We start from the raw sequence: 24205 nt of genomic DNA, 5'->3' as shown, positions 1-24205 counted from the left end.
GATATGAAAAAGAAAGCATTAACTCCCGAACAGACTGAATCTCTTTTAACAATACTGAAAAATCGTTTCGAAAAAAACAAAACCCGCCATAAAGACCTTGCGTGGGAAAAAATAGAGACAAAACTATATGTCAATCCCGAAAAACTCTGGTCTTTAAATGAAATGGAACAAACAGAAGGTGAGCCGGATGTTATAGGATATGATAAAAAAACAGATGAATACCTGTTCGCAGACTGCTCTCCTGAAAGTCCAAAACGAAGAAGCCTTTGTTACGATTATCCGGCCTGGGAATCCAGAAAAGCCAACAAACCGGAAAGTAATGCTATAGACAGGGCTGTTGAAATGGGCATTGAAATCCTCACTGAAGAGCAATACCGCAACCTTCAGGAGCTTGGAAAATTTGATCAGAAAACATCTAGTTGGGTAAAAACACCTGCCCATATCAGGGAATTAGGAGGAGCCATATTTTGTGACCGCCGCTACAACACGGTTTTCATGTACCATAATGGTGCAGATTCATACTATGCCGCACGGGGATTCAGAGGAGCGTTGAAAGTATGAGTAATAGGTAATTTGTAATCCGGCAGATTTTTGATTCGAATTTAAATCATCACTTAACATCCTATTCACTTCCCAAAATAACTGCCATCTGCAAAATCCACAAGAATAAAAAGCTGTAACACAAATTTAGTTAAGATCTTTAGCCTTTTGTATCTTATTTTCTTTCATATTGAAATACTATTGCTAATTTAGTACGCTGAAATTTGAATTTAACAATTAAGGTATGAAGAAATTAATCTTACTGGGATCACTATCCATGTTTCTGATCAACTGTAATAAAAAAGCAGATGCTCCGGCTCAAAAAATTGAAAAAGATACTATCACAGCAACTGAACCTGTGGTAGATACACTGGGACCTAAATCATTCTGCTATATGGGAGTTACCGGAAAAGACACCGTTTTTGCCTCCATTGATGACAACCTGGGAACCATTACCGGAAAGATGGCTTATAAAAACAGCGAAAAAGACAGCTCAAAAGGTGATGTAACAGGTTTTAAATCAGGAGATACTCTAAAGCTGACTTATGAATTCCAGTCTGAAGGAACAAAAAGTAAAAGAGACATTTATTTCTTACAGCAGGACGATACCTTAATTGAAGGAATCGGCGGACATAAAGAAGAAGACGGCCAGTCAAAATATGCAGATGAGAAAAAAATCAGCTATAAAGACGGTCAAAAGCTAAGCGCTGCAGATTGTAAAACCGTTGCCAAAGCTTTAAAATAAATCCTATAAACAAGGCTGTTTTCAATAATTTGAGACAGCCTTTTATTTTGAATAAACTGCGGGAAAAAACAGCTGCATCAATAAAATCTTATGACAATTCTTTTGTGATGATTTCAATAAAATGATCTACAGGCTTATCTCCGGTATTCCATGAGGTTATCAGCCGTATTGCCGACTTTTTTTCATCTATTTTTTTCCAGACATAAAATTCAAAACTTTCAGATAAAATTTCAATCAGTTCATTACTCAGAATGGGAAATATCTGATTGGTATAGGTGTCCGAAAGAAACTGTACTCCCCTTTCCTTCATTGCATTTTTCATCTTCATTGCCTGGTTGTTGGCATGTTTTGCCAGATCAAAATACAGATCATTTTTCATCAGTTCCAGAAACTGAATTCCAAGAAGCCTTCCCTTCGCCAGCAGAGCGCCTTTTTGTTTGATATTGAAGGCAAAATCAATTTTCAGATCCGGATTATTAAAGACGACAGCTTCTCCTATTAAAGCACCGTTTTTGGTTCCTCCCAGATAAAAAACATCTGTAAGTTCTGCAACCTTTTCCAGCGTCAGATCACTGATTTCAGAAGTGATACCGTGCCCCATTCTTGCACCGTCCATAAAAAGATACAGTCCGTTCTGCCGGCAGAAAGAAGAAAGGGTTTCCAGTTCTTCAGCCAGATAAACCGTTCCAAGCTCCGTGGAATTAGAAATATAAACCAGCTTCGGCATCACCTGATGCGGAATATTCCTGTGGCTTTCAAGAACAGGAATAATATCTCCGGGACGGAGTTTCCCGTCTTCTGTTTCAATACTTAATACTTTATGTCCCGTAGCTTCAATAGCCCCCGTTTCATTATTCAGAATATGCCCTGAAGCAGCAGATATCACACACTGATAAGGTCTCAGAATCGAAGAAATAACAATAAGATTAGCCTGTGTGCCTCCGGAAATAAAGTAAATATCCGAATGCGGTTTCTTAATTTTCTCTTTAATTAAATCTTTAGCCTGCCGGGAATACTCATCCTCACCATAGCCTGCCTGCTGATCAAGATTATATTGTAAAAGTGCCTGTAAAATATTCGGGTGACATCCCTCAGAATAGTCGTTTTTGAATGAAAATTTCATAAAGTAAAATTATAAAAAGTTAAAATAACAAGAGACAACTTTTAATTTTATTTTGTTAGATTTGTAGTGAAAATCATCTAACATTTTGAAAACAACATTAACAGAAGAAAATTATCTGAAGGCTTTGTTTCATTTAGTTGACAATGAAGGGAAAGTAACGATTAACGAACTCAGCAAATTTTTAAACGTAAAAATGCCGAGTGTAAATAACATGATGAAGAAATTCGCAGAGAAAAAATGGGTCATTTATGAAACTTATAAACCTTTGCTGATCACTGCGAGCGGAAAACGTGAAGCTGCCCTGGTTGTACGAAAACACAGGCTTACTGAAATGTTTTTGGTTAAGAAAATGAATTTCGGATGGGAAAATGTTCATGAAATCGCGGAGCAGCTGGAACATGTACATTCTCAGATTTTTTTCGATAAGATGGATGAGATTCTGGATTACCCGAAATTTGATCCGCATGGAGAGCCTATTCCGGACAAAGACGGAAATATCATTGCACAGGACCTACAGAAATTAAGCAGCTGTGACGTGGGAGAAACCGTAATTTTCGCCTCCGTTACTCTTTCTGATGATGCTTTTTTAAGTTATTTAAATGACAGAAAGCTTCTCCTTAATACCAAAGTAAAGATTATCAAAATTGAAAACTTTGATAAATCGATGACCATAGAAATAGGTGGCAGAAAAGAAATTCTCAGCAAAAAGGCTACAGAAAAAATATTAATTAAAAAATAATTTCCTTAACGGCTGATACCTGATATTTTTGATAGTATATTTTACTCATCAATAAAAAATCTACGATTTTTAAAAGTTTCTATAAACTTCTATGCGCAAAGTATTTACTTAAAATAACTTAAGTCCTTTTGTTACTGATACACTAATAAAAAATTCGCATACTAAGGATTGGAATCCAAAATCCATCTAAAATAAAGGATTTCAGCCCACAGCGGGTAATATATAATTGTTTCTTTGCACAAACCAGCAACTGTTAAAAAACGGTTAAACTCCTCCTTACACAAAAGTCAGAATTTTAAATTTCCCTAGGTTTGCAAAACATTCTGTTCAGATTTTACTTTCTGGCAAGTACTAACATTTTAATGCCCCCCGAAAATTATGAAAAAAACCATTCAGTTTTTTATCGTTTCAATGCTGTTAAGCCCTTTTGCCGGTGCTCAGGTAAGAGATTTTGTTATTGAGCCTCCTATAAAACCCAACTTATATATTTATAAAACTTTCGGCGTATTTGGAGGGAAAGAATATTCTACCAATGCCATGTATCTTGTTACCAAAAAAGGTGTTGTTCTGTTTGATGTCCCATGGCAGAAAACACAATATCAAAGTCTGATGGATACGATAAAAAAACGCCATAATCTGCCTGTTATTGCCGTATTTGCCACCCATTCCCATGCAGACAGAGCCGGAGACCTTAGTTTTTATAACAGCAAAGGGATCAAAACCTATGCTACTGCAAAAACTAACGAATTCCTGAAGAAAGAAGGGAAAGCAACATCAAACACTATTATAAAAACAGGAAAAAAGTATCGTATAGGAGGAGAAGAATTTGTAATGGATTTTCTTGGAGAGGGACATACTGCTGATAATGTAGTGGTATGGTTTCCTAAATACAATATACTGGATGGCGGATGTCTCGTAAAAAGTAAAGCTGCCACAGATTTGGGCTATACCGGAGAAGCTAATGTAGAACAATGGCCTCATACCATGGAAAAACTGAAATCAAAATATCCGCAGGCCGTTTTAGTTGTTCCCGGACATGATGAATGGAAAGGAGGCGGACATGTAGAACATACCCTGGAACTCCTGAATAAGAAATAAATCAGAAAGACCTGCAATCTCTTGGCAGGTCTTTTTTTTACTGTTAAAATTGCCCCTGAATTCACAAATAATCAGGGGTACAAAAAATCCCGGACATTTCATCCGGGATCTGTATTTTCAAATCTTTTTGTTAATCTAAAACACTCCAGCCTCTCTTCGGGTTGTTGTTCGAGGATACTTCCTGCTCGTTAACAATGATATTCTCTTTTTTCTGACCGATATAATCCAGCTCGCTCAACTTGGAGAAAATCGTTTCAAGGCTTCTCAACATCTGCTGAATATAAAGAAGCGGTTCTCCGCAGTTGTGGTGGTCATAATTGGTTTCCGCTACAATAGAAAGCTGGTTCAGTAAAGTATGAGGAGCAATTTCACTCCATTCCAGACTGTAATTCAGCATTTCTTCCAGTTCGGCAGGTACTAAGATCTGGGTTGCATTATACAGGTGAAGAGCCAGTTTAGCAAATACTTCAATCAGAAATACCGGTGGCTGCCATGGGATTACATTCCTGAACTGGAAATAAACATCACCAAAAGTATTGACCATGGTTGTACACAGATATTTTACATTTTGTGCCAATGCTGTATTCTGATTCTTATGGGATGCCTTCTGGATGATTTTGAATGCATACTGCTGAAGATTTCCGATAGACTTGGCAAAGCTGCTGTAATAATCTACTAAAGTCGGATGACTTTGAATGGATGTACATGGCGGAATAAAATTGGAGTCTACCTGTGCAATATTAGCTCTCAGATCCACTTTTCCAATGATCAGGTAATTTCCTCCTGAATAACTGCTGTTCAGTGAAGTTACCGGAAGCAGCTCTATAAAATGGTTGGGCTGTGCATTCGGGTGGCGTGGTGGTATTTCCTCCGGATCAATATCTCCGAAAGGTACCTTATCAAAAGGGTTTACAGAGATCAGAATATAGTATTCTCCATCTGCCTGCTCCTCATTCATAGATTTTGCCAGCGACTTCACGCTCACTCTCCTGTCGTTCAGATCAATACGGTATCCCGCCATTGTAATAGCACTGCAGTGTTTAATCACCAGCTGTACATCATTTGTTGCCGTATTATGAACATCAAAAATGGTTTTATCCGTATATTCTTTAGAGATAGGCAAAAGCCCGTAATTATAGGTGGAAATTCCCAGTGAATTGGAATCTCTGATGGTATCAATTAAAAAATTATCCTGATCATTAAGGTGCCTCTGGGATACTTTCATCCCGTCTACCCAATTGATCGCAAAATGTTTGATAGGTTGTATCATAGTTAATACTTTTTAAATTTTCTGTGATTATGATCTTCTTATAACGCCTTCTTCCTCATGCTGGATCACTCTTTTGCAGATCACCACTTCATTTTCTGAAATGCCGTTCGTAGAGATATCCTGGTCGAAATCAATATATTTTCTAAAGCTGAAAAACGATTTTTTAGTGTAAAAAATCCAATAATAAGGTTCTTTTTCAACATCGGAGAGGTGGATGATAGAACCCGGATTTTTATGGTTGTAATCATCTACCACCCTGTAGAACCAGTCTCCGAAAGTAATTCCTGTAGGAAGTGTTTTGGCTTTAATTCTGAAACGGTTGGCATCTTCCAAGTTTTTGCTCAGTTCCACATTCAGAACCATTAAACGGTCAAAATCAGCCCCTTCAAAATCGGGAAGCCTCTGGTCCGGTGAATATTTCCATGTTTTATAAATATCAAAAGGAATACTGATAAACTGAATATAGCAGTAATAAAATACCATAGGAACCACAAAGATCGCTATACTTGTGGCAGACATCACGGCATTTCCGTTCCCCTTACTGATCAGGTTAAAAATAAGGGTAAATAAATATCCTCCGAAGGCAATACACGTTAATGAAAGAATTGATTCAAACAAAATGCTCATTCCTACAGAATCAATGTGCTTTCTGAAATATCTGTGCATTAAATTTACATGAATAATACCTAAAATAAGGAAAATAACCTGTGCAATAAGATACCAGTACGGATTAAAAAGATTTCCGGCAAATCCGAAAATTCCGGGAAGAGCCAGGCATAAACTGCACAGAAGAACGTATACAATAATTACTTTAATTTTGATAGCAGGTTTATTTCTTCTGATCACCCCGAGTATGGCCATCATAATAACTGCTATTAAAGGCATTAGTATATACCTTAAAAAAATACCTTTTACTGAAGAAATTTCCATTTGTTTCTTTTCGAATTTATACTTTGTTGGTAACTGTAAATATAATAAATTATTTTAGAGGAATGTGGAGTATCCGAGACGGCTGGCATTTCTTTCACTATCTTCCAGACTGAATGAATATTCCTGCTTCTCTGTAATAAAATTCTCTTCCACATCCACGGTTACAGGAAGAAAATAATCATAAAGCGCCTGCAGTACTTTTCTGAACGGATTGCCCGGAATATATCTTTCCATATCATTATAAGGAATCGGGCCAATATTCACCACCCAGTTCCGCTGTCCGTCCATATGTTTTCCGCTCGGAATATAGGTTACTCCTAATCTTGAATTTCCCAATAACATAGAGTCGTCATTTTTCTCAATTTTATCTATAACATTGGGCGTAAAAGTAACTTCTACAGGAACCTGAAGAAAAGCGGTCATACATCTTTCAAACCATCTCTTATCCCCTCTTATCTGATGGAAAAACGGCAGAATATGAATGAAAATATAGGCATTCTGCCTATCAAGCATTCTCACCAGGGGCCAGAGTTCACTCACCGTTTCCAGCAGCGCATCGGTATTGCTGGTGATATCAAATTCAGACTCTTTCAGCAAAGCGCTGATTTCCGTAAAGAATATTTCCAGCTCAAAAGGTTTGAAAAACTTACGGGCATCTTCTTCTACCCTTTTCTGTTTACGGATCTCACGGACCACCGTATCTACATTTTTCCGGGAAGCACCCAATGACGGTGGATGAAATAATCCTTCAGGAAGATAATCATAAACACCTTCCCTATAGGTTTCTATCGTAAATACTTCCTCATCAAATCCTAAATAACTGCTTGAAATACTTTTGATGTCTTTCAGATAAGCACGGTCGTTAATCCCGATCCGTTCAATAAATATATTGCTTACCGCGCGGTGGTATTTCAAAAGGTTTACAGCCACTGCTTCCGCTTTGAAGTCCGTCTGCAGCTTATTGTAATTCATGTCTACAATATTATTCTCATACATAGTGTTTCCTGTGATTATGACTGGTAAAGATAATATATCTCGTAAGTTTGAAAAAATATTTTCCCAATAATTTTATCCTAAAAATACTAATTTATTGACATTAAACGGAATAATCTCTAACAAAATCCGTAAAAATACGGTGAATAGCTTTTGAACAGGGAACTGCGTATAAATCTAATCAATAAATTTTCAATCTGATAGTGAACAGCTTAAGCAGTAAAAACCACACTGGCAAAACAGATCATAAGGAGCATGCTCCCACCTTTTTTATTTAGATTAAATTTTATTAACATTCTTCCGGGCAAGAATCAGGATATACCTGATGGTCATTCGGAAAGCGGGGCGTATCTTTGCAGCTTGTAAAATGTTATTTATAATGAAAAGTATTTATTCTAAAATTCTGATTTTAGCATTCATCTCCTCTTCGCTTTATTCTTATGCATGGGGGCTAACGGGACACAGGGTTATTGCAGAGATCGCACAAAACCATCTGTCGGGAAAAGCAAGAAGGGAGATAAAAAAAATAATGGGAAAGGAAAGGCTTGCGTACTGGGCTAACTGGCCGGATTTTATTAAGTCTGATACTACAGGGGTTTGGAAGCAGGCTTCATCATGGCATTACGTAAATATTGATCCGCAGGTTGATTTTAAAACATTTGACCAGAATTTAAAGCTTCAGGCAGGTCCAAGCCTTTACACTCAGATCAATACCCTGTCCAGCCAGATCAAAGATGCCAAAACATCTGAAAAAGACAGAAAAATTGCCCTGATTTTCCTGATCCACATCATGGGAGATCTGGCACAGCCTCTGCACGTAGGAAGGGCTGATGATCTTGGAGGGAATAAGATTAATGTAACCTACTTCGGAGACAAAACCAATCTTCACTCTGTATGGGATGGAAAACTGGTAGATTCCCAGAAGTACAGCTATACAGAATATGCAAAACTTTTAGACATCAAATCTAAGGATGAAGTAAAACAGATTCAGACCGGAACCGTAGAAGACTGGCTGTATGATTCTCATAAAATTGCCAACAAAATCTATGCACAGACGCCGGATGGCTCAAAATTATCGTACGACTACCAGTATAAATTCAATGATACAATGGAAAGACAGCTTCTGTACGGAGGATTAAGGCTGGCTAAACTGTTGAATGATTTGTTTTAAGAAATAATTGAGATCAACGACTTAAAGTATAAAACGGAACCTGAGTTCCGTTTTTTTGTTTAGGTTAAAGCTGAAAGTAACTTCCAACCCCTTCTTCCCTATTTCATCAACTGCCTGATACAATAATTTCATAAAAAAGTAAAACTGGTGTAACCTTTGTATCATCTTATACGTATACTATATAGTAACTCTTTTTTGAGGATAAAAATAGATGAGACAATTAAAAATCACTAAGCAGGTTACCAACAGGGAAACTGCTTCATTAGACAAGTATTTGCAGGAAATTGGTAAAGTGGAACTGATCACTGCGGACGAAGAAGTAGAATTGGCACAAAGAATACGTGCGGGCGACAGAGCAGCACTGGAGAAATTAATCAAAGCCAACCTTCGTTTCGTGGTTTCCGTATCCAAACAGTACCAAAATCAAGGTCTTTCTTTACCCGATTTAATTAATGAAGGTAACTTAGGATTAATGAAAGCGGCAAAAAGGTACGATGAAACTAGAGGTTTCAAATTTATCTCTTACGCGGTTTGGTGGATTCGTCAGTCAATTTTACAGGCGTTAGCAGAACAGTCCAGAATTGTAAGGCTTCCGTTGAACAAAATCGGCTCCATCAACAAAATCAACAAAGCATATGCTCACCTGGAGCAGGAAAATGAAAGACCACCTTCTCCGGAAGAATTGGCTGAAGTTCTTGACATGAGTGAAGAAGATATTAAAGAATCAATGAAAAACTCCGGAAGACACCTGTCTATGGATGCACCTTTAGTAGAAGGTGAAGATTCTAATCTTTATGATGTTTTACGTTCAGGAGAATCTCCAAGCCCGGATAAAGACCTGATGCTTGAATCTCTTCAGATTGAAATTGAAAGAGCATTAAACACCCTTACTCCGAGAGAAGCTGATTTAGTAAGACTATACTTCGGACTGAACGGAAAACATCCGATGACTTTAGAGGAAATCGGGGAAACTTTCGATCTTACAAGAGAAAGAGTTCGTCAGATCAAAGAAAAAGCGATCAAGAGACTAAAACACAATACCAGAAGCAAGATCTTAAAATCTTATTTAGGTAAATAATTTTAACGTAATAACGTATTTCAACGGAGTCTGTTTTCAGGCTCCGTTTTTTTGTAACAAATGCCTGCTTACTATCAACTAATAGAAAAATTAAAGTTTTGACAGGATGAAATAAATTTTTCATCAGAGAACAGCTTTCATTTACCCAATACAAATTACTATGAGAAAAATACTTTTCGCCTCTGCACTGGCCTTATCTTTCATAGCCTGTAAAGAAAACCGACCTAAGAATCCTCCAATCGTTGCCAATGCTGTAGACAATGCTGAGGAATCATCAGTTTCCCGTTCCCTTAAAGAAAGTTACCACGCCGATGATATGATCGATCAGATTTATGGGGAACTTCTTAAAACCGATACTCATCTCAAAGCTTTGGATGAAAGGGTGACCAAAATTTATGAGGAAAGCGGAAAAGTCCTCGCCTCCTATGAACCCGTTATCTATAAATCTGAATCATATTACCAGAATGCTCATGAGAAAACAAAGGCTATTAAAGATTCACTCTTAAAGAAAGAAGTTGAACAACAGATTAAGATAAGTGAGGACCAGTACAGTCTCAAAATCAGAAATATAAAGGAACTGATAAAAAAAATCAATGCCAATACCGGGGTAATCACAGACCAGTATACTGCTTTTAAAATCAGGAAAACCCTTCCGGAAATTCAGAAGTATCAGAATGCCCATCCGCTGAAAACAGACAGTCTGGAACATTTTATTAGCAAACAGCAAAACCTGCTGAACGAGTTAAAAAATATGAAGTAAGATAAAAAGAAATGAAATATACTACACAATGGCTTACAGACAGTACACGGATTAAAGAGCTGATCAGCTTTTTTATTACCCATAAAACAGATTCTTATATTTCTCACGGGGAAATCATTTCCGGAAGAGCTTTAAGCCCAGAACAGTGGAGCCCGGATCTTGAAACAGTGCTACAAGCCCAGTTTTCGGGTGATTTTAAAGAGTCAGGAACTGAATTAAAGATCCTGATTGCAGAAAATGATAAAAGTGAGATCATCGGAATACTGGTATTTCATCTCATTAATGGCTTTAAAAAGTATGCCGTCCTGGAAGATATGCTGCTTGACCAATCTTACAGGGGGCAGTCTATCGGAAGTATGCTGCTGGAAAAAGCCGTAGAAGATTCAAAAAGCTGGAATATCAGTTTTATACTGCTTGAAAGCGGTGTAAACAATGCAGGAGCTCATCATTTTTTCAAAAAATATGGCTTTAAAAAGATATCCGAGAATTATATAATAAATCTGTAATATATCCCTTATGGATACTATTTCAATCATAGGAGCAGGAATTGGCGGACTGGCATTGGGAAATATCCTGAAGCAGCAGGGATATGATTTCTCTATTTATGAGTCTGCCCCAGAGATAAAACCTGTAGGAGCCGGAATCATGATGGCCGTCAACGCTATGCAGATCTTTGATCAGCTCGGTCTTAAAGAAAAAATTGAAAATGCAGGAAATAAAATCCATGGAATTTCTATTACAGATCCTTTTTTTAAAACAATTTCAAAGACAGATATTACCGCATTTGAAAAAAAATATAACTCCTGTAATGTAGCCATACACAGAGCCGATTTGCAAAAAATTATGGCAGAAAATATTGGTTTTGAAGTCATTAAGCTTAATCATTCTCTCCTTCAGATTGAAAAGAAAGAAAATTATGTACTGCATTTCGAAGGATATTCAAAAGAAAGCAAAATTGTTTTTGGAGCTGACGGTATAAAATCAAAAGTCCGGGAACAGATTCTGAAAACGGGAACCATCAGAAATGCGGGGCAAAAATGCTGGCGAGGAGTTACAGATTTTGATCTCCCTTCAAAATTTCTTCATGAAGCTTTTGAAATGTGGGGAAAAGGAAAACGTTTTGGATTTGTACAGATCTCACAGAAAAAAGTATACTGGTACGCTTGCATCAATGAAAAGGACTTTCACGAAAAACCATATATAGCCGAAGTTTTCAATGATTTTGATCTCTTAGTAATCAACCTTATTAAGGCTACTCCCAAAGAAAGTATCATCTGTAACGAAATTGCTGATCTCTCTCCTATTTCCAAATGGTATTCCGAAAGTCTTTGTATTATCGGAGACGCTGCTCATGCCACAACTCCCAATATGGGTCAGGGAGCCTGCCAGGCCATTGAAGATGCATATGTTATCGGTAAACTGCTGGAAAAAAATAAGGATTTCAACAGCGTTTTTGAAGAGTTTCAAAGAATCAGAAGAAAAAAAACAGACTACATCGTCAGTACAAGCCGGACCATTGGGAAAATCTCACAATGGGAACACGGAAATAAGCTTCGTAATTTTTTAATGCGCTTAGTCCCTGACAGCATGAATCAAAGAACCATTGAAAAAATTATTCGGCTGGAATTATAAAACTGCTGCTGAAACCATTATAAGAAACGAGGCAGACAGCTTCAAGATATAACTAAACTTATGCAATAATGAAAAAAATCATTTATCTCGCGCTCCTCTTAACGATAGGGCTACAGCTGACAAGAGCGCAACAGGTTCCTTTGCTTGACAGACAATTGTTTTTTGGAAATCCTGAAATCTCCGGCGGACAGCTTAGTCCGGACGGAAAATGGATCTCCTTTACCAAAGAATACGGAGGAATCATGAATATCTGGGTGAAAAAAATTGATGAACCCTTTGATAAGGCACGCCCATTAACAGACAGTAAACGCCCGTTAAACGGCTATTTCTGGTCTGAAGATGGAAAATACATCCTGTTTGTGAAAGATAATAACGGTGATGAAAATATGAATATTTTCGCGGTAGATCCAATGGCAAAAGTAACCAGCGGAGTGCCTGAAGCAAGAAATATCACACCGCTTAAAGATATAACCGCCCAGATTTACATGGTCAGCAGAAAAGACCCTGATCTGCTGATGATTGGATTGAACAACCGTGATAAAGCATGGCATGATCTCTACTCATTAAAAATATCCACCGGGGAACTGAAAAAGATCTTCGAAAATAAAGACCGTATCACAAGTTACAATTTCGACTGGGATGAAAAGCTAAGGGTTTTATACAGAACGGATGAAAAAGGAACCACTCAGTTTTTATATAGAGACGGTGATAAACTTACACCTATTTACGAAACTCTGGTAACTGAAGAAGCTTATATTTCAGACTGGAATGAGAGTAACTCTAAGTTTTATCTGGTAACTGATAAAGGAAATCTGGATAAATCAGCATTATTCCTGATGGATCCGAAAACCAAACAGATCACTAAAGTAGAAGAAGACCCTAAAGGAAAAGTTGATTTCGGTGGATTGTTTATAGACAGAAATACCAGAAAAATAATCTCTACTTCGTATACAGGAGATAAAACAGAAGTGTACTGGAAAGATAAAACATGGGAATCTAACTATAAATTTTTACAAAATAAGTTCCTGGGAAGAGAAGTTAATTTTGCCAGCCCTACTAAAGATTATTCAAAATTCCTGATCTCAGTCTGGGGTGACAAATATGCTCCTGAAGCATACTTCTTCGATGCTAAAACCAAACAGCTGATTTTCCAGTACACCCCCAGAACCGAATTAAAGAAAGTAGAACAATATCTGGCTCCGATGACTCCTATTTCTTATAAAAGCAGTGACGGGCTTGAAATTCCTGCTTATCTGACCTTACCTACAAGTTCTTCAGGAAAGAATATTCCGGTGGTGGTCTTAGTACATGGAGGCCCAAAAGGACCAAGAGATTACTGGGGATACAATTCAACAGTTCAGTTTTTAGCCAACAGAGGCTACGCAGTACTTCAGCCTAACTTCAGAGCCAGTGGAGGTTATGGTAAGAAATTTAAGAATGACGGGGATCTTCAATGGGGGAAACTGATGCAGGACGATATCACGTGGGGTGTAAAATACCTGATTGATAATGGCATCGCTGATAAAAACAAAATTGTGATTATGGGAGGAAGCTATGGCGGCTATGCAACACTGGCAGGTCTGGCCTTTACGCCTGATCTGTATGCCGGGGGCGTAGATATCGTGGGCCCAAGCAACCTGTTTACGCTTTTAGACTCTGTTCCTGCTTATTGGGAATCAGCCCGTGCTTCTCTTTATGGAATGATTGGTGATCCGAATACGGAAGAAGGTAAAAAGGCCATCCGCGCTGCTAGTCCACTGTTCAGTGTTGATAAAATTGTAAAGCCTCTTCTGATTATCCAGGGAGCCAATGACCCAAGAGTAAAGCAGGCAGAAGCTGATCAGATTGTGATTGCTCTTCGTGACAGAGGGAAAAAAGTAAATTATATTCTTGCTGATGATGAAGGACACGGATTCAGAAAACCGGTAAATAATATGGCAATGTATGCTGAGACAGAGAAATTCCTGTCAGAAGTCATTGGGGGAAGATACCAGAAAGAAATGCCTGAAGATGTAGCTAAACGTCTGAAAGAAATGACTGTTGATATTAAAAAAGTAACTTATACTCCAGCCGCAAAAACTGATAAAGCCAAGAAATAAAAGCTGATTAGGTTCAGGAAAAGCCGCCTCATTTTAAATGGGGCGGTTTTTTTGTTTTGTAGGGCAAGATATATTTACTCAAAAAAACTCCAGGTAAGCTTTTGTATCAGGAGACGGTTAATGATAAAGGCTATCCATTGGACAGCCTTTATTCTATAATTAATAAGTCAGGGTAATACCGGCACCCCAGCCCGTTTCATTATCATAATTTCCGGAAACGGAAAGCCATTTTTGCAGGATATACCGTACTCCTGTTGTAAACTCCCCGTCAGAATTAACACTGAAGTTTCCTCTTATCCTTCTGGAGATGGGAATATCTTCCCTGCTCAGCTCCAGTAATACTTTTCCGTTTTGGTCTACACTTGCATCAGCGGTGATAAGCATCGGTAAAACATACTGCATACCGACAATGAAAGACGCTTTTGTCTTGGAGGCTTTCTGCTGTCCGAACCAGGATTTTTTTCCCTGGAAATCCATGCCCATATCTTCGGCCATCTGTCTTTCCATGATCTCATGATTCTTCTGGAACCTGAAACCGGCATATGGAAGCGCCCACTGGAACTTTCCTAAGAACCTACCAACCTTTACATTTCCTTCAAAATGATCGAAATTCCAGTTGGAATGAAATTCATTAAGGTTTGCCCATCTCGGCCCGAACATCGTCATTGTCTCAGCATGCATTTTATTGCTGGCCACATCAAGCATTGCCATAGAGCTGATCATTCTGTTATCCTTTAAAAAGTTTTTCCAGGCCAGTTTCCTGTTGGGCAGCTGTGGATTGGGTTTTGAATTTTCATAGCTGAAGATTCTTCCCATTCCGGCCATCATGTGATACAGGATATGGCAGTGGAAGAACCAGTCTCCGTCCTGATTGGCAGCAAATTCTATCGTTACCGTTTCCATAGGCATGATGTCTACCACATTTTTCAATGGAGAATATTCTCCTTTTGCATTGATTAATCTGAAGTCATGCCCGTGCAGGTGCATCGGGTGGCGCATCATAGAATTATTATACAGCTTAATTCTGAGAACTTCCCCTTTTTTTACCAGAATTTTATCGGTTTCTGTTACCGTTTTATTATCCAGTGTCCACAGATAATGGTTCATGTTTCCTTCCAGGGTAAACTTCATTTCACGGATACTGTCTGTTGGAAGAATTGTTTTCTCAGGAGATTTTAACAGATTATAAGACAGTCTTTTGATTGTTTTCTCCTCCTTCATATTCATTCCTGAGTGCTGTGAATGGTCTTCTTCTTTCTGTTCTTTCTCTTTCGTTTTCACGCCCATCATCTCATTCATGTGTTTGGCCGTCATTTTACGCTGGCTTTCAGGAATTTCAGGATACATCACTTCGTTCATATCCATCATCTGGTTGCCCATCGTCATGTTCATCGGCTTCATATTTCCACTCATTTCCATCATTCCGTTCATCATTTTCATTCCTTCAAACAGCATCAGTCTTGGAAGATCTGGAGCTTCAACCTTATCACCGGAACCCAGCCATAAAGATGCATGCCCGATTCTGTCTTCGGAAGTAGCCCGGAACTCGAAACTTTTATTCTCAGGAACTGTTACTTCAATATCATAAGTTTCAGAAACCCCTATAATCAGACGGTCTACTTCCACAGGAACCACATCATTTCCGTCATTTCCAACGACTTTTATTTTTCCGCCGCCATAATTCAGCCAGAAATAGGTAGATGATCCACCGTTGGCAACCCTCAGTCTAACCTTATCTCCCGCTTTTAAACTGGAGTAATCAGAGCTTGGAAGTCCGTTAATCAGGAACTTATCGTAATATACATCACTTACGTCCATCGCTTCCATTCTTTTCCATTCATTCAGGGCTTTTGTTCCGAAATTTCCTGACTTAATCGCTTCCCAGTAACTCTGAACTGCATTTTTCTTTATAGCATACCAGTCTGTATTGGCCATGTGAAGTCTTCTTGCGATCTGCATCGGATCTTCATCACTCCAGTCCCCTAAAAGCACTGGGATTTCCGCATTGTATTGTGGTGCCGGTTCTCCTTCTCTTTTTCTGAAAACAAGGATTCCGTTCATCCCTATTTGCTCCTGAAGGGCTTCATGGGAATGATACCAATAGGTTCCGTTCTGGGAAACCCTGAATTTATACAGATGCGTTTCTCCTGGTTTTACCGGCTTTGTCGTAAGATATGGAACACCGTCATGCTCATTGGGAAGAATTACCCCATGCCAGTGCAGTCCGGTATTTTCCTTCAGCATATTATGAAGGTAAATTTCTGCTGTATCCCCTTCTGTAAAATATAAGGTAGGGGCTTGCAGCTTTCCGTTAATGGCCAGTGCCCTCCTGTTTTTCCCCGTAAAATTCACGATTGTATCTTTTACATACAAATCATATCTGACTGTTTTTCCGCCAAAAGTTACTTTCCCGTTCTCAGAGTTTCTTCTTAAAACAGATTTCTCTTCTTTTTGGGGTTCTACAGCCACTGTATGCTGATGATCTTCCTTTTCTACCAGCTCCATTCCGCATTTCGGGCATTTTCCCGGTTTATCAGAAATTACTTCAGGGTGCATGGGACAGGTGTAAGCAGAATGAGACTGAGTATGAACTTTAGGTTGAGAAGCTATTGGTGCTCTGGCAGTCTGAACAGGTTTAGCAGGTTTGGGTTTTTCTGTATCCTTTACAATTTTTACCTTCCTGGTTTCAGGTTTTGCTTTATTTACTTTAGTTTCTGTAGGTTTTGTTCTGACTTCAGTTTTCTGTACAGGTTTTTCCTGAGGCTTTGCTGTTACTTTGGGTTTTATGGCCACTGTTTTCTTTACCAGCGTCATTTTGCATTTCGGGCAGTCACCGGGTTTTGAAGAAACCACTTCACGATGCATCGGACAGGTATAGTATGTTTTTGTTGTTTGGGCAAAGGTGAAAACAGAGAACAAAAGCACCAGAAATATGATTATTTTTTTCATAATATTCCGAACTTTTTAAAAGTTGCACGGATTAAAGCTACACATAACCTAAACCATGCAACCTGTTATTTTAAAGATAGATACAATACTTATTTAATTTCTGACTTCACACTTCCGCATGACAGCATAGAGCTTCCGTAATACGGATTGGCTATCTTTTTTTCATCGCTCAGCCAGCTTCCGTCAGCCATCGGGCAGTATTGTACATAAACGGGCTTATCAGAAAGTTTAAATTCTTTCGTCAAAGCAATCATATTTTCTGAAAGGTTCATGAATGTTTCTCTTTGTGCGGCAATATTTCTCGCATCAGAAATAACGGTAGCATCTTTTCTCAGGATATTAAGATTACCCTCAGAAACCAATTTATAATCAACTGTAGAAGCGGTTTTAATAAACTCGGCTGCTGCTTTTGATGTTTTGTCAGCATCATCAGAAGCCAGGGCAGATTTAATGGCAATATAGTTCTGATACAGTTTAGATACCTTGGCATCTTTTTTAGACTGTGCAGAAACTGAAAGGATTGAAAATAAAGATAAGGCTGCTGTAATGATATACTTTTTCATTGTTTTAAATTTTAGAATTAATTTTTTATAAAGAATTGTTGAAAAACGCACGTAGTGCGCCGAACCGTGTTGTCCGCGAAAGTACGATCACCCGGATAATACCAGACAACAGACGGATTCTAAATTCTAAAATTACAATGATTGATGTAGATAGGAACCGGCCTGTACTCAGGTGGTGCATTAATTCTTATCTGGGTAAATTTTGAAGCTGAAAAAGTCAGGTCTGTAACAAAAAACTGATGGCTGGATGCTTTTTCCGGGATCTGATTCAAAAAATTGATCTTCAGAAAATCTGATTTTTGAGAATCATCCACTTTCACCACCTTGATTTCTGTCTTGCAGCAGCTCTTTTTATTTTTTACTCCGCATTTACCACAGATATCGTCCGTTTTCTGGCTTATAGAAACAAATTCCTGCATACAGTAATGAACGCTGAAAGCTGCTCCGGAAGAAAATCCGAAGTAGAAAACAGAGAAAAATATGGCAAGAATCTTTTTCATTGATACAGCAAAGTTAAAAATATCTTTGAAAACGCTGTTATAAAATTCGGTATACTTGTTATAAAATTCTGCACAAAAAAAGCTCCTGAATTTCAGAAGCTTTCTGTTTTTTTATTGATAACCGGCTCTACAGCTTAAACTCAAGTTTTACATTGAAAAAACGTCCTGTAAGACGAACAGGAACCGGATACATCAGGTTGGAATTATAATCTGTAATCCACTGATTGGCCACTGTATTATTGATATTGAATGCATTGAAAACCTGTACCCCTAAAGTAAGCTCTTCAAAATTGCCCCAGAAACCATATCTTTTTTTCTTATCCTTGGAATCTATAAATACTTTGGAAAGACCTAAATCAACCCTTTTATAGGCAGGTAAAGTTTTCTGGTACTGATAAGGGTCGGTAAATACAGGAGCTCCGTTAGGAAGTCCCATTGAGTATATCAAAGTAAGGTTTACCCTCATTGAAGGGAATTTTGGCATATAATCCTGGTAGAACATGGCAAACCTGAATCTCTGGTCTGTGGGTCTTGGGATATTTCCTCTTCCATCTATATTTTCATAGATTCTGGAATAGCTTGCAGATAACCACGAATCAACCCCCGGAACAAATTCCCCGAAAAGTCGGGTATCAATTCCGTAAGCATATCCTGAAGCATTATTTTTGCCTGAATAACGGATTCTCACATTATCCATATAATAAGGAATCAGGTTATCCATTTTTTTATAATAGGCTTCTGTAGTCAGCTTAAAGGGCCTGTCATACATATAAAATTCATAGTCGTTGGCAAGGATTACCTGGATGGAACGTTGTGATTTTATGTCGGAATTGAAGTTACCGTCAAGATCTTTGATCTCCTTGTAGAAAGGTGCCTGGTAATAGATTCCCCCGGAAAGCTTGAAGGTCATATCCGATTCCCAGTCCGGCTTTATGGCAAACTGAGCTCTCGGTGAAAATATGGTTTCTTTATTGAAGCTCCAGTTAGAGACTCTGGCCCCGGCATTTAATAATACTTTGCTGGCTCCCCAGTAGAATTTCTGTGTATACTGTGCATATGCCGAAAGTCTTGAAGGCTCAATATTATTTTTTCCAGCGATCTGGTAAAACAGTCTTAAATCACCTGTACCTCCCGTTCTTGGATCTACAATAGGTACCGGAAGGCTGTATCCTGCTGAATCTACCAGCTTCCATTCATTGGTAAGGTCTTTCAGGTTTTCTTTTTCGTATTTGAAGCCTAATTCTATATTGGTATTTACATTCGGTGAAAAACGGGCTCTGAACTGGGTCCCGTAAGTTTTCACGAAAAGGTCGTTCCTTGCGTGTTCTATCTGCCCTCCAACATCAAAGCTTGATACCGGAGCCTGCGTTACAGGATCAAAAGTCTGAAGTTCATAGCTTGAAGCAATAGAATAATATTCTTTTTCCCTGTTCTGGTAAGCAAAGCTGTCTAAAGTAAACCTCCATTTATCGGATGGCTTATAGTTGAGCGAGAATGTTCCCATCATGTTCTTGTACATATCCTGCTCTTTACCGCCATATCCGATATTTACAGTAATAGGCTGCTGAAGGCTTCCGAAAGTAACACTTTTTGCTTTAGGAATCATTTCGTAGTCATTCTTGGAATAATATCCGATGAACGACATGGAAAATTTATCATTAACATGATAGTTGATATACGACTGGAAATCCCAGTAAGTAGGATTGAAATCTGTATCTTCGTTCAGGGTGTTCAGAACAAGGTTCGTATTTCTGTATCTCCCGGAGAATAATGCAGTCAGTTTTTTATTCTTTGAAGCCAGACCGGTTGTCAGTCTGCCTCCGATCAGACTCGCTTCTCCTGAAACTTCAAATTTCTCAGGTTCACGGTAATATACATTCAATGCTGAGGACATTTTGTCGCCGTATTTTGCTTCAAAACCTCCCGGAGAGAAGTTTACGATTGACACCATGTCGGGATTGATGATACTCATCCCTTCCTGCTGAGAATTTCTGATCAGGAAAGGGCGGTAAATCTCAATATCATTGATGTAAATAAGGTTTTCATCATAGTTTCCGCCACGTACCATATATTGTGAAGAAAGCTCGGTATTGGAACTTACGGAAGGCAGTGTTTTAAGCAGCCCTTCAATTCCTCCTCCTATGGAAGGCACTCCTCTGGTATCTTTTGCTGAGAGCTTTATATTGGTAATATCAGAAGTTCTTCCGATCACTTTTTTCTGGAAAACAACTTCCTCAATATCGGTTACTCTTGTGGTTGTATCTTTTTTTCTGTTTTGGGAGAAAATCAGTACAGGAACCATAAGGCTTAGTGGTAAAACTAGTTTTTTCAAAAGAAATATTTTAAGAATTTCTAAAATTAATTATTTTTTAACAATTACAAAATCGATTCTCTGATTCTTGTTAATTTTTGCAATAAATCTTCTAATAAATCCAGTCTTAGCATGTTGGCTCCGTCTGATAATGCGGTTTCAGGGGTTGGGTGGGTTTCAATAAAAATTCCGTCGGCCCCTACTGCAATTCCGGCTTTGGCTACGGTTTCAATGAGATCAGGTCTTCCGCCTGTAACACCGGAACTCTGATTGGGCTGTTGCAATGAATGGGTAACATCCAGAATAACAGGCGCATATTCTCTCATCGTAGGAATTCCTCTGTAATCTACAATCAGATCCGTATATCCGAACGAGTTTCCTCTTTCAATAATGGCTACTTTCTGATTATCAGAATCGGTTACCTTCTGAACAGCAAACTTCATGGCTTCCGGAGAAAGGAACTGTCCTTTTTTCAGGGTTACACACTTTCCTGTTTTGGCTGCTGCTACCAGAAGATCGGTCTGGCGCACTAAAAATGCCGGGATCTGCAATACATCCACATACTGAGCGGCCAATGCTGCGTGCTCATTTTCGTGAATATCGGTAGTGGTAGGAATGTTAAACGTTTCTCCCACTTTTTTAAGAATTTCAAGGGATTTTTCTTCACCAATCGTCGTGAAAGAATCTACACGGCTTCTGTTGGCTTTCTTAAAGCTTCCCTTAAAGATATAAGGAATGTTATATTTATCTGTAATACTGATTACTTTTTCAGCTATTCTTAAAGCCATATCTTCTCCTTCAATAATACAAGGACCTGCAATAAGAAAAAAGTTTTTTGAATCTTTGTGATGGATATTATCTAAATACTGAATCATTTTTTATGTGAATTAAAAGTTCAGTAAAAATACTGAGAAAGTTTCAGAATAGGAAATTATTTGCACTTAAGAATACTTAAAAATATCCTGCATCAATGCTCCGAAAAAAGCGGTCACCAAAAGTGAAATAAGGAAAAAAGCAAATATATAGGGAAAATATCTGTTTATCCTGAATGTCCCGGTCAACAATAAATGAACCCCAAAAAGCAAAGTATAATATCCTGAGAATGTAACAAATACTTCCAGCAGGTTGTGAGGATCTATCACTGCAGCCATCAGCGAAATAACGATGAAGAATATAATAAACAGCTTATACGTCTTCAAAGGGCTCCGAAATACCCAATAATAAAAGTTTGCAATGGCAAACATTCCTGTGAGAAAAAGGAAAAGAGCCATTGCTGAGTTAGAATTTCTTTAAAATCTTCTCAAACGTATTGATATTCCTGCTGGTAAACTGATCTTTCAGGTTTTTCTTTCCCAAAACTTTTCCGAATGTAGAGTCTAAGGTATTCCCTTTTGGAACCTGCCAATAAAAAGTACCGTCTACAATTTCCGCTTTTTCATTTTCTGTTTTGGATGCTTTTTCAAATTCTTCCATCAGGGTATTTTCTACACCCGGGTTTCCCACAAAAGCATACAGGTGAAGGCTGTCATCTTTTTCAAAAGGCTTTCCGTTCCAGAAAGCTTCTGTTTCTTCAACAGATCTTATAAATAAAAAAGCTTCATAAGAAAAGTGATCAGACATGGCTTTTTCCAATACCTGCTTCAGTTCAGCGGCGTCTTTATCTGAAGAAAAAACAATGTTTCCTGAAGCCAGCACTGAGCTTACATCAGCCATTCCTGCATTTTTAAAAACCCGACATACATCAGCCATTTTCATATTGGTTCCTTTTACATTGACGCCACGGAGAAAAGCACAGTATTTCATAGTTTCAGGTTTTAGGTTATCCGTTTTAACGGGCTTTCAGAGCTTATGAGCTCCTATCTGTTTTTTCAATATTTTAATCAATTCTAATATACAAATTATAATCTGTTCCTGAAGGTTTAAGCCTGTAGATCTTTTCCAGGATTTTATTCTGGCTTTTCAGGTGATCTTTCACCCTGAATTCCTGCATCAGCTTGTAATGAGCCTGATAATAGGCTGCATCTTTGCCTTCAAACAGATTCTTGTAGGAAAGAAGGTATTTAGGCTTTCTTTTTTTAACGGTATTCACCCAATAATTAGCCCTGTCTTTTTTAACTTCTTCCTGAATCTGCTTATCCACCAGTCCTACTTCGTCAATCGTTTTTAATCCTGAAAAGTAAGGGATATATCCTGCCGGCTCCAGCAGTATCCATTGTTTTTTATCTTTTTCAAAAGTTCCCAAATACAGACCGATTGTTCTGCGGTAATACCACTCTCCGTTTCCTGTTGCTATAGAATGTACAGTCTGAAAAGCAAACATCGGAAGGATATAAAATATAATAAACAGGGATAACCATAACTTCCTTCTCTCTTTCTGCTCCAAAACAAAAATAAGAACCGGAACAAAAAGCAGCAATTGCGGAACCCAGTAATACCAGTCGAATAAACTTTTTTGAGAAATAAAAATAATCTGCTTCACCCATCCAAAAATGAAAATCATCCACAAAAAGTAGTTTCTTTTTTCCCGCTGTCTGATCAGGTAAATAAAGCAAAGCAGCTCAAAAATAAGAATCATAATCGTTATCGGATTAAAGTTTCCGGGAAGCTTAAGCATTCCCCAGAAGTTTCCGAAACTTACCCAAAAATATTCCAGATGCTGTTGAAAAGTAAAATCATGCCCGTACAGAAGCTTTTTGGCAGTAATGGTATTATTCACCAGTTCACCAAAATAAAACCAGTTGAAAGACAGCACAGATGCAAGTCCCAAAATTCCTCCCAGTACATAGCTCCATCTTAGCTTTCTGTTCCAGAAAACATCTACTAAAAATACAATTCCCAGGAAGATCACCGTATCTATTCTTGTAAACATGATGAGGATGGGCAGAAGAATCAGGGCCCATCTTTTATTTTTGCTGAAACCATAGTACAGAAGGGCCATTTCAAGGAAGAAAAGGATACCGTATTCCATTCCTAAAATTGAAATTTTAATGGAAGGGGGCAAAATTCCAATCAGAAATATAAAAAGAGCTTTATGCACCGGATTCTTAAGAACCAGATGGGAAAGCAGTACTGTCCCTATTGTAAAGAGTAATGAATTGAAGATTAAAATAGGTTCAATAAAATTCTCTTTACCAAAGATCAGGTTGAATAAATACGATACAAAAACATACAGATGTGTTGTGGAAGCCGAGATCTTCGTATTTCCGTTAAAGCCTATAACGCCATAATCCAATAAGTTCTGTGCTACTCTCCAGGTAATAAAAGCATCCTCCTGAATATAATGGGTCAGTAAAAAAAAGATTTTAAAAACTACCGTAAAAGCTGCGGCATAGATGGGAAGTTTGTTCTTAGTCTCGGTCATCGTGTATTTTTAGCGTCACAAATATAATCTTAAAAATCAGGAATGCCAATAATAAAAAAACGGAACCGAAGTTCCGTTTTAAAGTATGATGTTATAGTGCAAAAATCTTATTGAGTTGCTTTGATGATCGCTGTAGTGATCTGCTCTTCTTTTTCTTTGGAATAAGTAGAATCAAAAGGCTCCATTACATCAAATAAATACTGGTAGAAAGGGGTTATTTTCTGTACGTTTTCAGACTCTTTCATCGCCTTTTCTTTACCCATCTGCTGAAGCTCTTTGATGAAAACATTGAATTTTTTATCAATAGGCTCTATGGATTTCACCAGATAAGCATATGCTTTTT

The 24205-nt window shown here is 38.1% G+C and carries 23 protein-coding genes; 10 read left to right on the top strand and 13 right to left on the bottom strand.

What is annotated here, in order from left to right:
- The first annotated feature begins 3 nt into the window (after window positions 1-3).
- Window positions 4-561, top strand: coding sequence for a DUF4256 domain-containing protein (locus AOB46_RS11555; protein ID WP_062699451.1), 558 nt, complete (start codon window positions 4-6; stop codon window positions 559-561).
- Between the two features lie 223 nt (window positions 562-784).
- A complete protein-coding gene (locus tag AOB46_RS11550) occupies window positions 785-1285 on the top strand; it encodes a hypothetical protein (protein WP_062699449.1) in 501 nt (166 codons plus the stop codon).
- Window positions 1286-1373: 88 nt separating this feature from the next.
- On the opposite strand, the gene AOB46_RS11545 is transcribed toward AOB46_RS11550, so the two are convergent.
- Window positions 1374-2408 carry a threonine aldolase family protein gene (locus AOB46_RS11545; RefSeq protein ID WP_062699447.1) on the bottom strand — a complete coding sequence of 345 codons (1035 nt, stop codon included), beginning with the start codon at window positions 2406-2408 and terminating at the stop codon, window positions 1374-1376.
- Window positions 2409-2493: 85 nt separating this feature from the next.
- Between AOB46_RS11545 and AOB46_RS11540 the strand changes: the two genes are divergently transcribed.
- Both AOB46_RS11540 and blaIND read left to right on the top strand, forming a co-directional pair.
- On the top strand, window positions 2494-3147 hold the full coding sequence (locus AOB46_RS11540; RefSeq protein ID WP_062699445.1) for a metal-dependent transcriptional regulator: 654 nt from the start codon (window positions 2494-2496) through the stop codon (window positions 3145-3147).
- Between the two features lie 378 nt (window positions 3148-3525).
- Window positions 3526-4245 carry an IND family subclass B1 metallo-beta-lactamase gene (gene blaIND / locus AOB46_RS11535; RefSeq protein ID WP_062699443.1) on the top strand — a complete coding sequence of 240 codons (720 nt, stop codon included), beginning with the start codon at window positions 3526-3528 and terminating at the stop codon, window positions 4243-4245.
- Window positions 4246-4375: 130 nt separating this feature from the next.
- On the opposite strand, the gene AOB46_RS11530 is transcribed toward blaIND, so the two are convergent.
- From AOB46_RS11530 to AOB46_RS11520, 3 genes are read right to left on the bottom strand one after another with little or no spacing between them, the layout of a single operon-like run.
- Window positions 4376-5515: a hypothetical protein gene (locus tag AOB46_RS11530; RefSeq protein WP_062699441.1), complete on the bottom strand. Its 1140-nt coding sequence runs from the start codon at window positions 5513-5515 to the stop codon at window positions 4376-4378.
- Between the two features lie 27 nt (window positions 5516-5542).
- Window positions 5543-6445, bottom strand: coding sequence for a TssN family type VI secretion system protein (locus tag AOB46_RS11525; protein ID WP_062699439.1), 903 nt, complete (start codon window positions 6443-6445; stop codon window positions 5543-5545).
- Window positions 6446-6499: 54 nt separating this feature from the next.
- Complete coding sequence (locus tag AOB46_RS11520; RefSeq protein ID WP_062699437.1) at window positions 6500-7441, bottom strand: type VI secretion system baseplate subunit TssG; 942 nt, start codon at window positions 7439-7441, stop codon at window positions 6500-6502.
- Window positions 7442-7817: 376 nt separating this feature from the next.
- Here AOB46_RS11520 and AOB46_RS11515 point away from each other — a divergent pair, with 376 nt between their 5' ends.
- The 6 genes from AOB46_RS11515 to AOB46_RS11490 all read left to right on the top strand — a co-directional run bounded on the left by AOB46_RS11515 (window position 7818) and on the right by AOB46_RS11490 (window position 14178).
- A complete protein-coding gene (locus AOB46_RS11515) occupies window positions 7818-8609 on the top strand; it encodes a S1/P1 nuclease (RefSeq protein ID WP_062699434.1) in 792 nt (263 codons plus the stop codon).
- 211 nt (window positions 8610-8820) lie between these two features.
- Complete coding sequence (locus AOB46_RS11510) at window positions 8821-9687, top strand: RNA polymerase sigma factor RpoD/SigA (protein WP_002979276.1); 867 nt, start codon at window positions 8821-8823, stop codon at window positions 9685-9687.
- Window positions 9688-9847: 160 nt separating this feature from the next.
- A complete protein-coding gene (locus AOB46_RS11505) occupies window positions 9848-10447 on the top strand; it encodes a hypothetical protein (RefSeq protein ID WP_062699432.1) in 600 nt (199 codons plus the stop codon).
- A gap of 11 nt (window positions 10448-10458) precedes the next feature.
- Window positions 10459-10953, top strand: coding sequence for a GNAT family N-acetyltransferase (locus tag AOB46_RS11500; protein ID WP_062699430.1), 495 nt, complete (start codon window positions 10459-10461; stop codon window positions 10951-10953).
- A 10-nt stretch (window positions 10954-10963) separates the two neighbouring features.
- Entirely contained in the window at window positions 10964-12079 is a 1116-nt protein-coding gene (locus AOB46_RS11495) for an FAD-dependent monooxygenase (RefSeq protein WP_062699428.1), read from the top strand.
- 68 nt (window positions 12080-12147) lie between these two features.
- Window positions 12148-14178 (top strand): alpha/beta hydrolase family protein, encoded by a 2031-nt coding sequence (locus tag AOB46_RS11490; protein WP_062699426.1) that lies wholly within the window; start codon window positions 12148-12150, stop codon window positions 14176-14178.
- Between the two features lie 159 nt (window positions 14179-14337).
- On the opposite strand, the gene AOB46_RS11485 is transcribed toward AOB46_RS11490, so the two are convergent.
- From AOB46_RS11485 to AOB46_RS11445, 9 genes are all read right to left on the bottom strand, one after another.
- The gene (locus tag AOB46_RS11485; protein ID WP_185113865.1) at window positions 14338-17127 is read right to left on the bottom strand and encodes a multicopper oxidase domain-containing protein; all 2790 of its coding nucleotides are present in this window, start codon (window positions 17125-17127) and stop codon (window positions 14338-14340) included.
- 89 nt (window positions 17128-17216) lie between these two features.
- Window positions 17217-17690, bottom strand: a complete 474-nt coding sequence (locus tag AOB46_RS11480) for a DUF3347 domain-containing protein (protein WP_062699424.1) — start codon at window positions 17688-17690, stop codon at window positions 17217-17219.
- 119 nt (window positions 17691-17809) lie between these two features.
- Window positions 17810-18190, bottom strand: a complete 381-nt coding sequence (locus tag AOB46_RS11475) for an HYC_CC_PP family protein (protein WP_241489196.1) — start codon at window positions 18188-18190, stop codon at window positions 17810-17812.
- A 127-nt stretch (window positions 18191-18317) separates the two neighbouring features.
- Window positions 18318-20522 (bottom strand): TonB-dependent receptor plug domain-containing protein, encoded by a 2205-nt coding sequence (locus AOB46_RS11470; RefSeq protein WP_062699422.1) that lies wholly within the window; start codon window positions 20520-20522, stop codon window positions 18318-18320.
- Window positions 20523-20566: 44 nt separating this feature from the next.
- Window positions 20567-21376 (bottom strand): 3-deoxy-8-phosphooctulonate synthase, encoded by an 810-nt coding sequence (gene kdsA, locus AOB46_RS11465; RefSeq protein WP_062699420.1) that lies wholly within the window; start codon window positions 21374-21376, stop codon window positions 20567-20569.
- A gap of 66 nt (window positions 21377-21442) precedes the next feature.
- Entirely contained in the window at window positions 21443-21772 is a 330-nt protein-coding gene (locus tag AOB46_RS11460) for a hypothetical protein (protein ID WP_062699418.1), read from the bottom strand.
- A gap of 7 nt (window positions 21773-21779) precedes the next feature.
- Window positions 21780-22304: a DUF1697 domain-containing protein gene (locus AOB46_RS11455; RefSeq protein ID WP_062699416.1), complete on the bottom strand. Its 525-nt coding sequence runs from the start codon at window positions 22302-22304 to the stop codon at window positions 21780-21782.
- Window positions 22305-22377: 73 nt separating this feature from the next.
- Window positions 22378-23862: a hypothetical protein gene (locus AOB46_RS23840; protein WP_062699414.1), complete on the bottom strand. Its 1485-nt coding sequence runs from the start codon at window positions 23860-23862 to the stop codon at window positions 22378-22380.
- 107 nt (window positions 23863-23969) lie between these two features.
- A partial coding sequence (locus AOB46_RS11445) for a hypothetical protein (RefSeq protein ID WP_131724359.1) occupies window positions 23970-24205 on the bottom strand: 236 nt, incomplete at its 5' end.

Source organism: Chryseobacterium indologenes, assembly GCF_001295265.1.
Taxonomy (GTDB): domain Bacteria; phylum Bacteroidota; class Bacteroidia; order Flavobacteriales; family Weeksellaceae; genus Chryseobacterium; species Chryseobacterium indologenes_A.
This window is presented reverse-complemented; position numbering and strand designations above follow the sequence as displayed.

Coding starts and splice junctions, on each gene's coding strand:
- AOB46_RS11455 (WP_062699416.1), bottom strand. CDS start 22,304: ATGAAATACTGTGCTTTTCTCCGTGGCGTCAATGTAAAAGGAACCAAT.
- AOB46_RS11550 (WP_062699449.1), top strand. CDS start 785: ATGAAGAAATTAATCTTACTGGGATCACTATCCATGTTTCTGATCAAC.
- AOB46_RS11460 (WP_062699418.1), bottom strand. CDS start 21,772: ATGGCTCTTTTCCTTTTTCTCACAGGAATGTTTGCCATTGCAAACTTT.
- AOB46_RS11530 (WP_062699441.1), bottom strand. CDS start 5,515: ATGATACAACCTATCAAACATTTTGCGATCAATTGGGTAGACGGGATG.
- AOB46_RS11495 (WP_062699428.1), top strand. CDS start 10,964: ATGGATACTATTTCAATCATAGGAGCAGGAATTGGCGGACTGGCATTG.
- AOB46_RS11525 (WP_062699439.1), bottom strand. CDS start 6,445: ATGGAAATTTCTTCAGTAAAAGGTATTTTTTTAAGGTATATACTAATG.
- AOB46_RS23840 (WP_062699414.1), bottom strand. CDS start 23,862: ATGACCGAGACTAAGAACAAACTTCCCATCTATGCCGCAGCTTTTACG.
- AOB46_RS11505 (WP_062699432.1), top strand. CDS start 9,848: ATGAGAAAAATACTTTTCGCCTCTGCACTGGCCTTATCTTTCATAGCC.
- AOB46_RS11500 (WP_062699430.1), top strand. CDS start 10,459: ATGAAATATACTACACAATGGCTTACAGACAGTACACGGATTAAAGAG.
- AOB46_RS11485 (WP_185113865.1), bottom strand. CDS start 17,127: ATGAAAAAAATAATCATATTTCTGGTGCTTTTGTTCTCTGTTTTCACC.
- AOB46_RS11515 (WP_062699434.1), top strand. CDS start 7,818: ATGAAAAGTATTTATTCTAAAATTCTGATTTTAGCATTCATCTCCTCT.
- blaIND (WP_062699443.1), top strand. CDS start 3,526: ATGAAAAAAACCATTCAGTTTTTTATCGTTTCAATGCTGTTAAGCCCT.
- kdsA (WP_062699420.1), bottom strand. CDS start 21,376: ATGATTCAGTATTTAGATAATATCCATCACAAAGATTCAAAAAACTTT.
- AOB46_RS11545 (WP_062699447.1), bottom strand. CDS start 2,408: ATGAAATTTTCATTCAAAAACGACTATTCTGAGGGATGTCACCCGAAT.
- AOB46_RS11520 (WP_062699437.1), bottom strand. CDS start 7,441: ATGTATGAGAATAATATTGTAGACATGAATTACAATAAGCTGCAGACG.
- AOB46_RS11480 (WP_062699424.1), bottom strand. CDS start 17,690: ATGAAAAAGTATATCATTACAGCAGCCTTATCTTTATTTTCAATCCTT.
- AOB46_RS11475 (WP_241489196.1), bottom strand. CDS start 18,190: ATGAAAAAGATTCTTGCCATATTTTTCTCTGTTTTCTACTTCGGATTT.
- AOB46_RS11510 (WP_002979276.1), top strand. CDS start 8,821: ATGAGACAATTAAAAATCACTAAGCAGGTTACCAACAGGGAAACTGCT.
- AOB46_RS11490 (WP_062699426.1), top strand. CDS start 12,148: ATGAAAAAAATCATTTATCTCGCGCTCCTCTTAACGATAGGGCTACAG.
- AOB46_RS11555 (WP_062699451.1), top strand. CDS start 4: ATGAAAAAGAAAGCATTAACTCCCGAACAGACTGAATCTCTTTTAACA.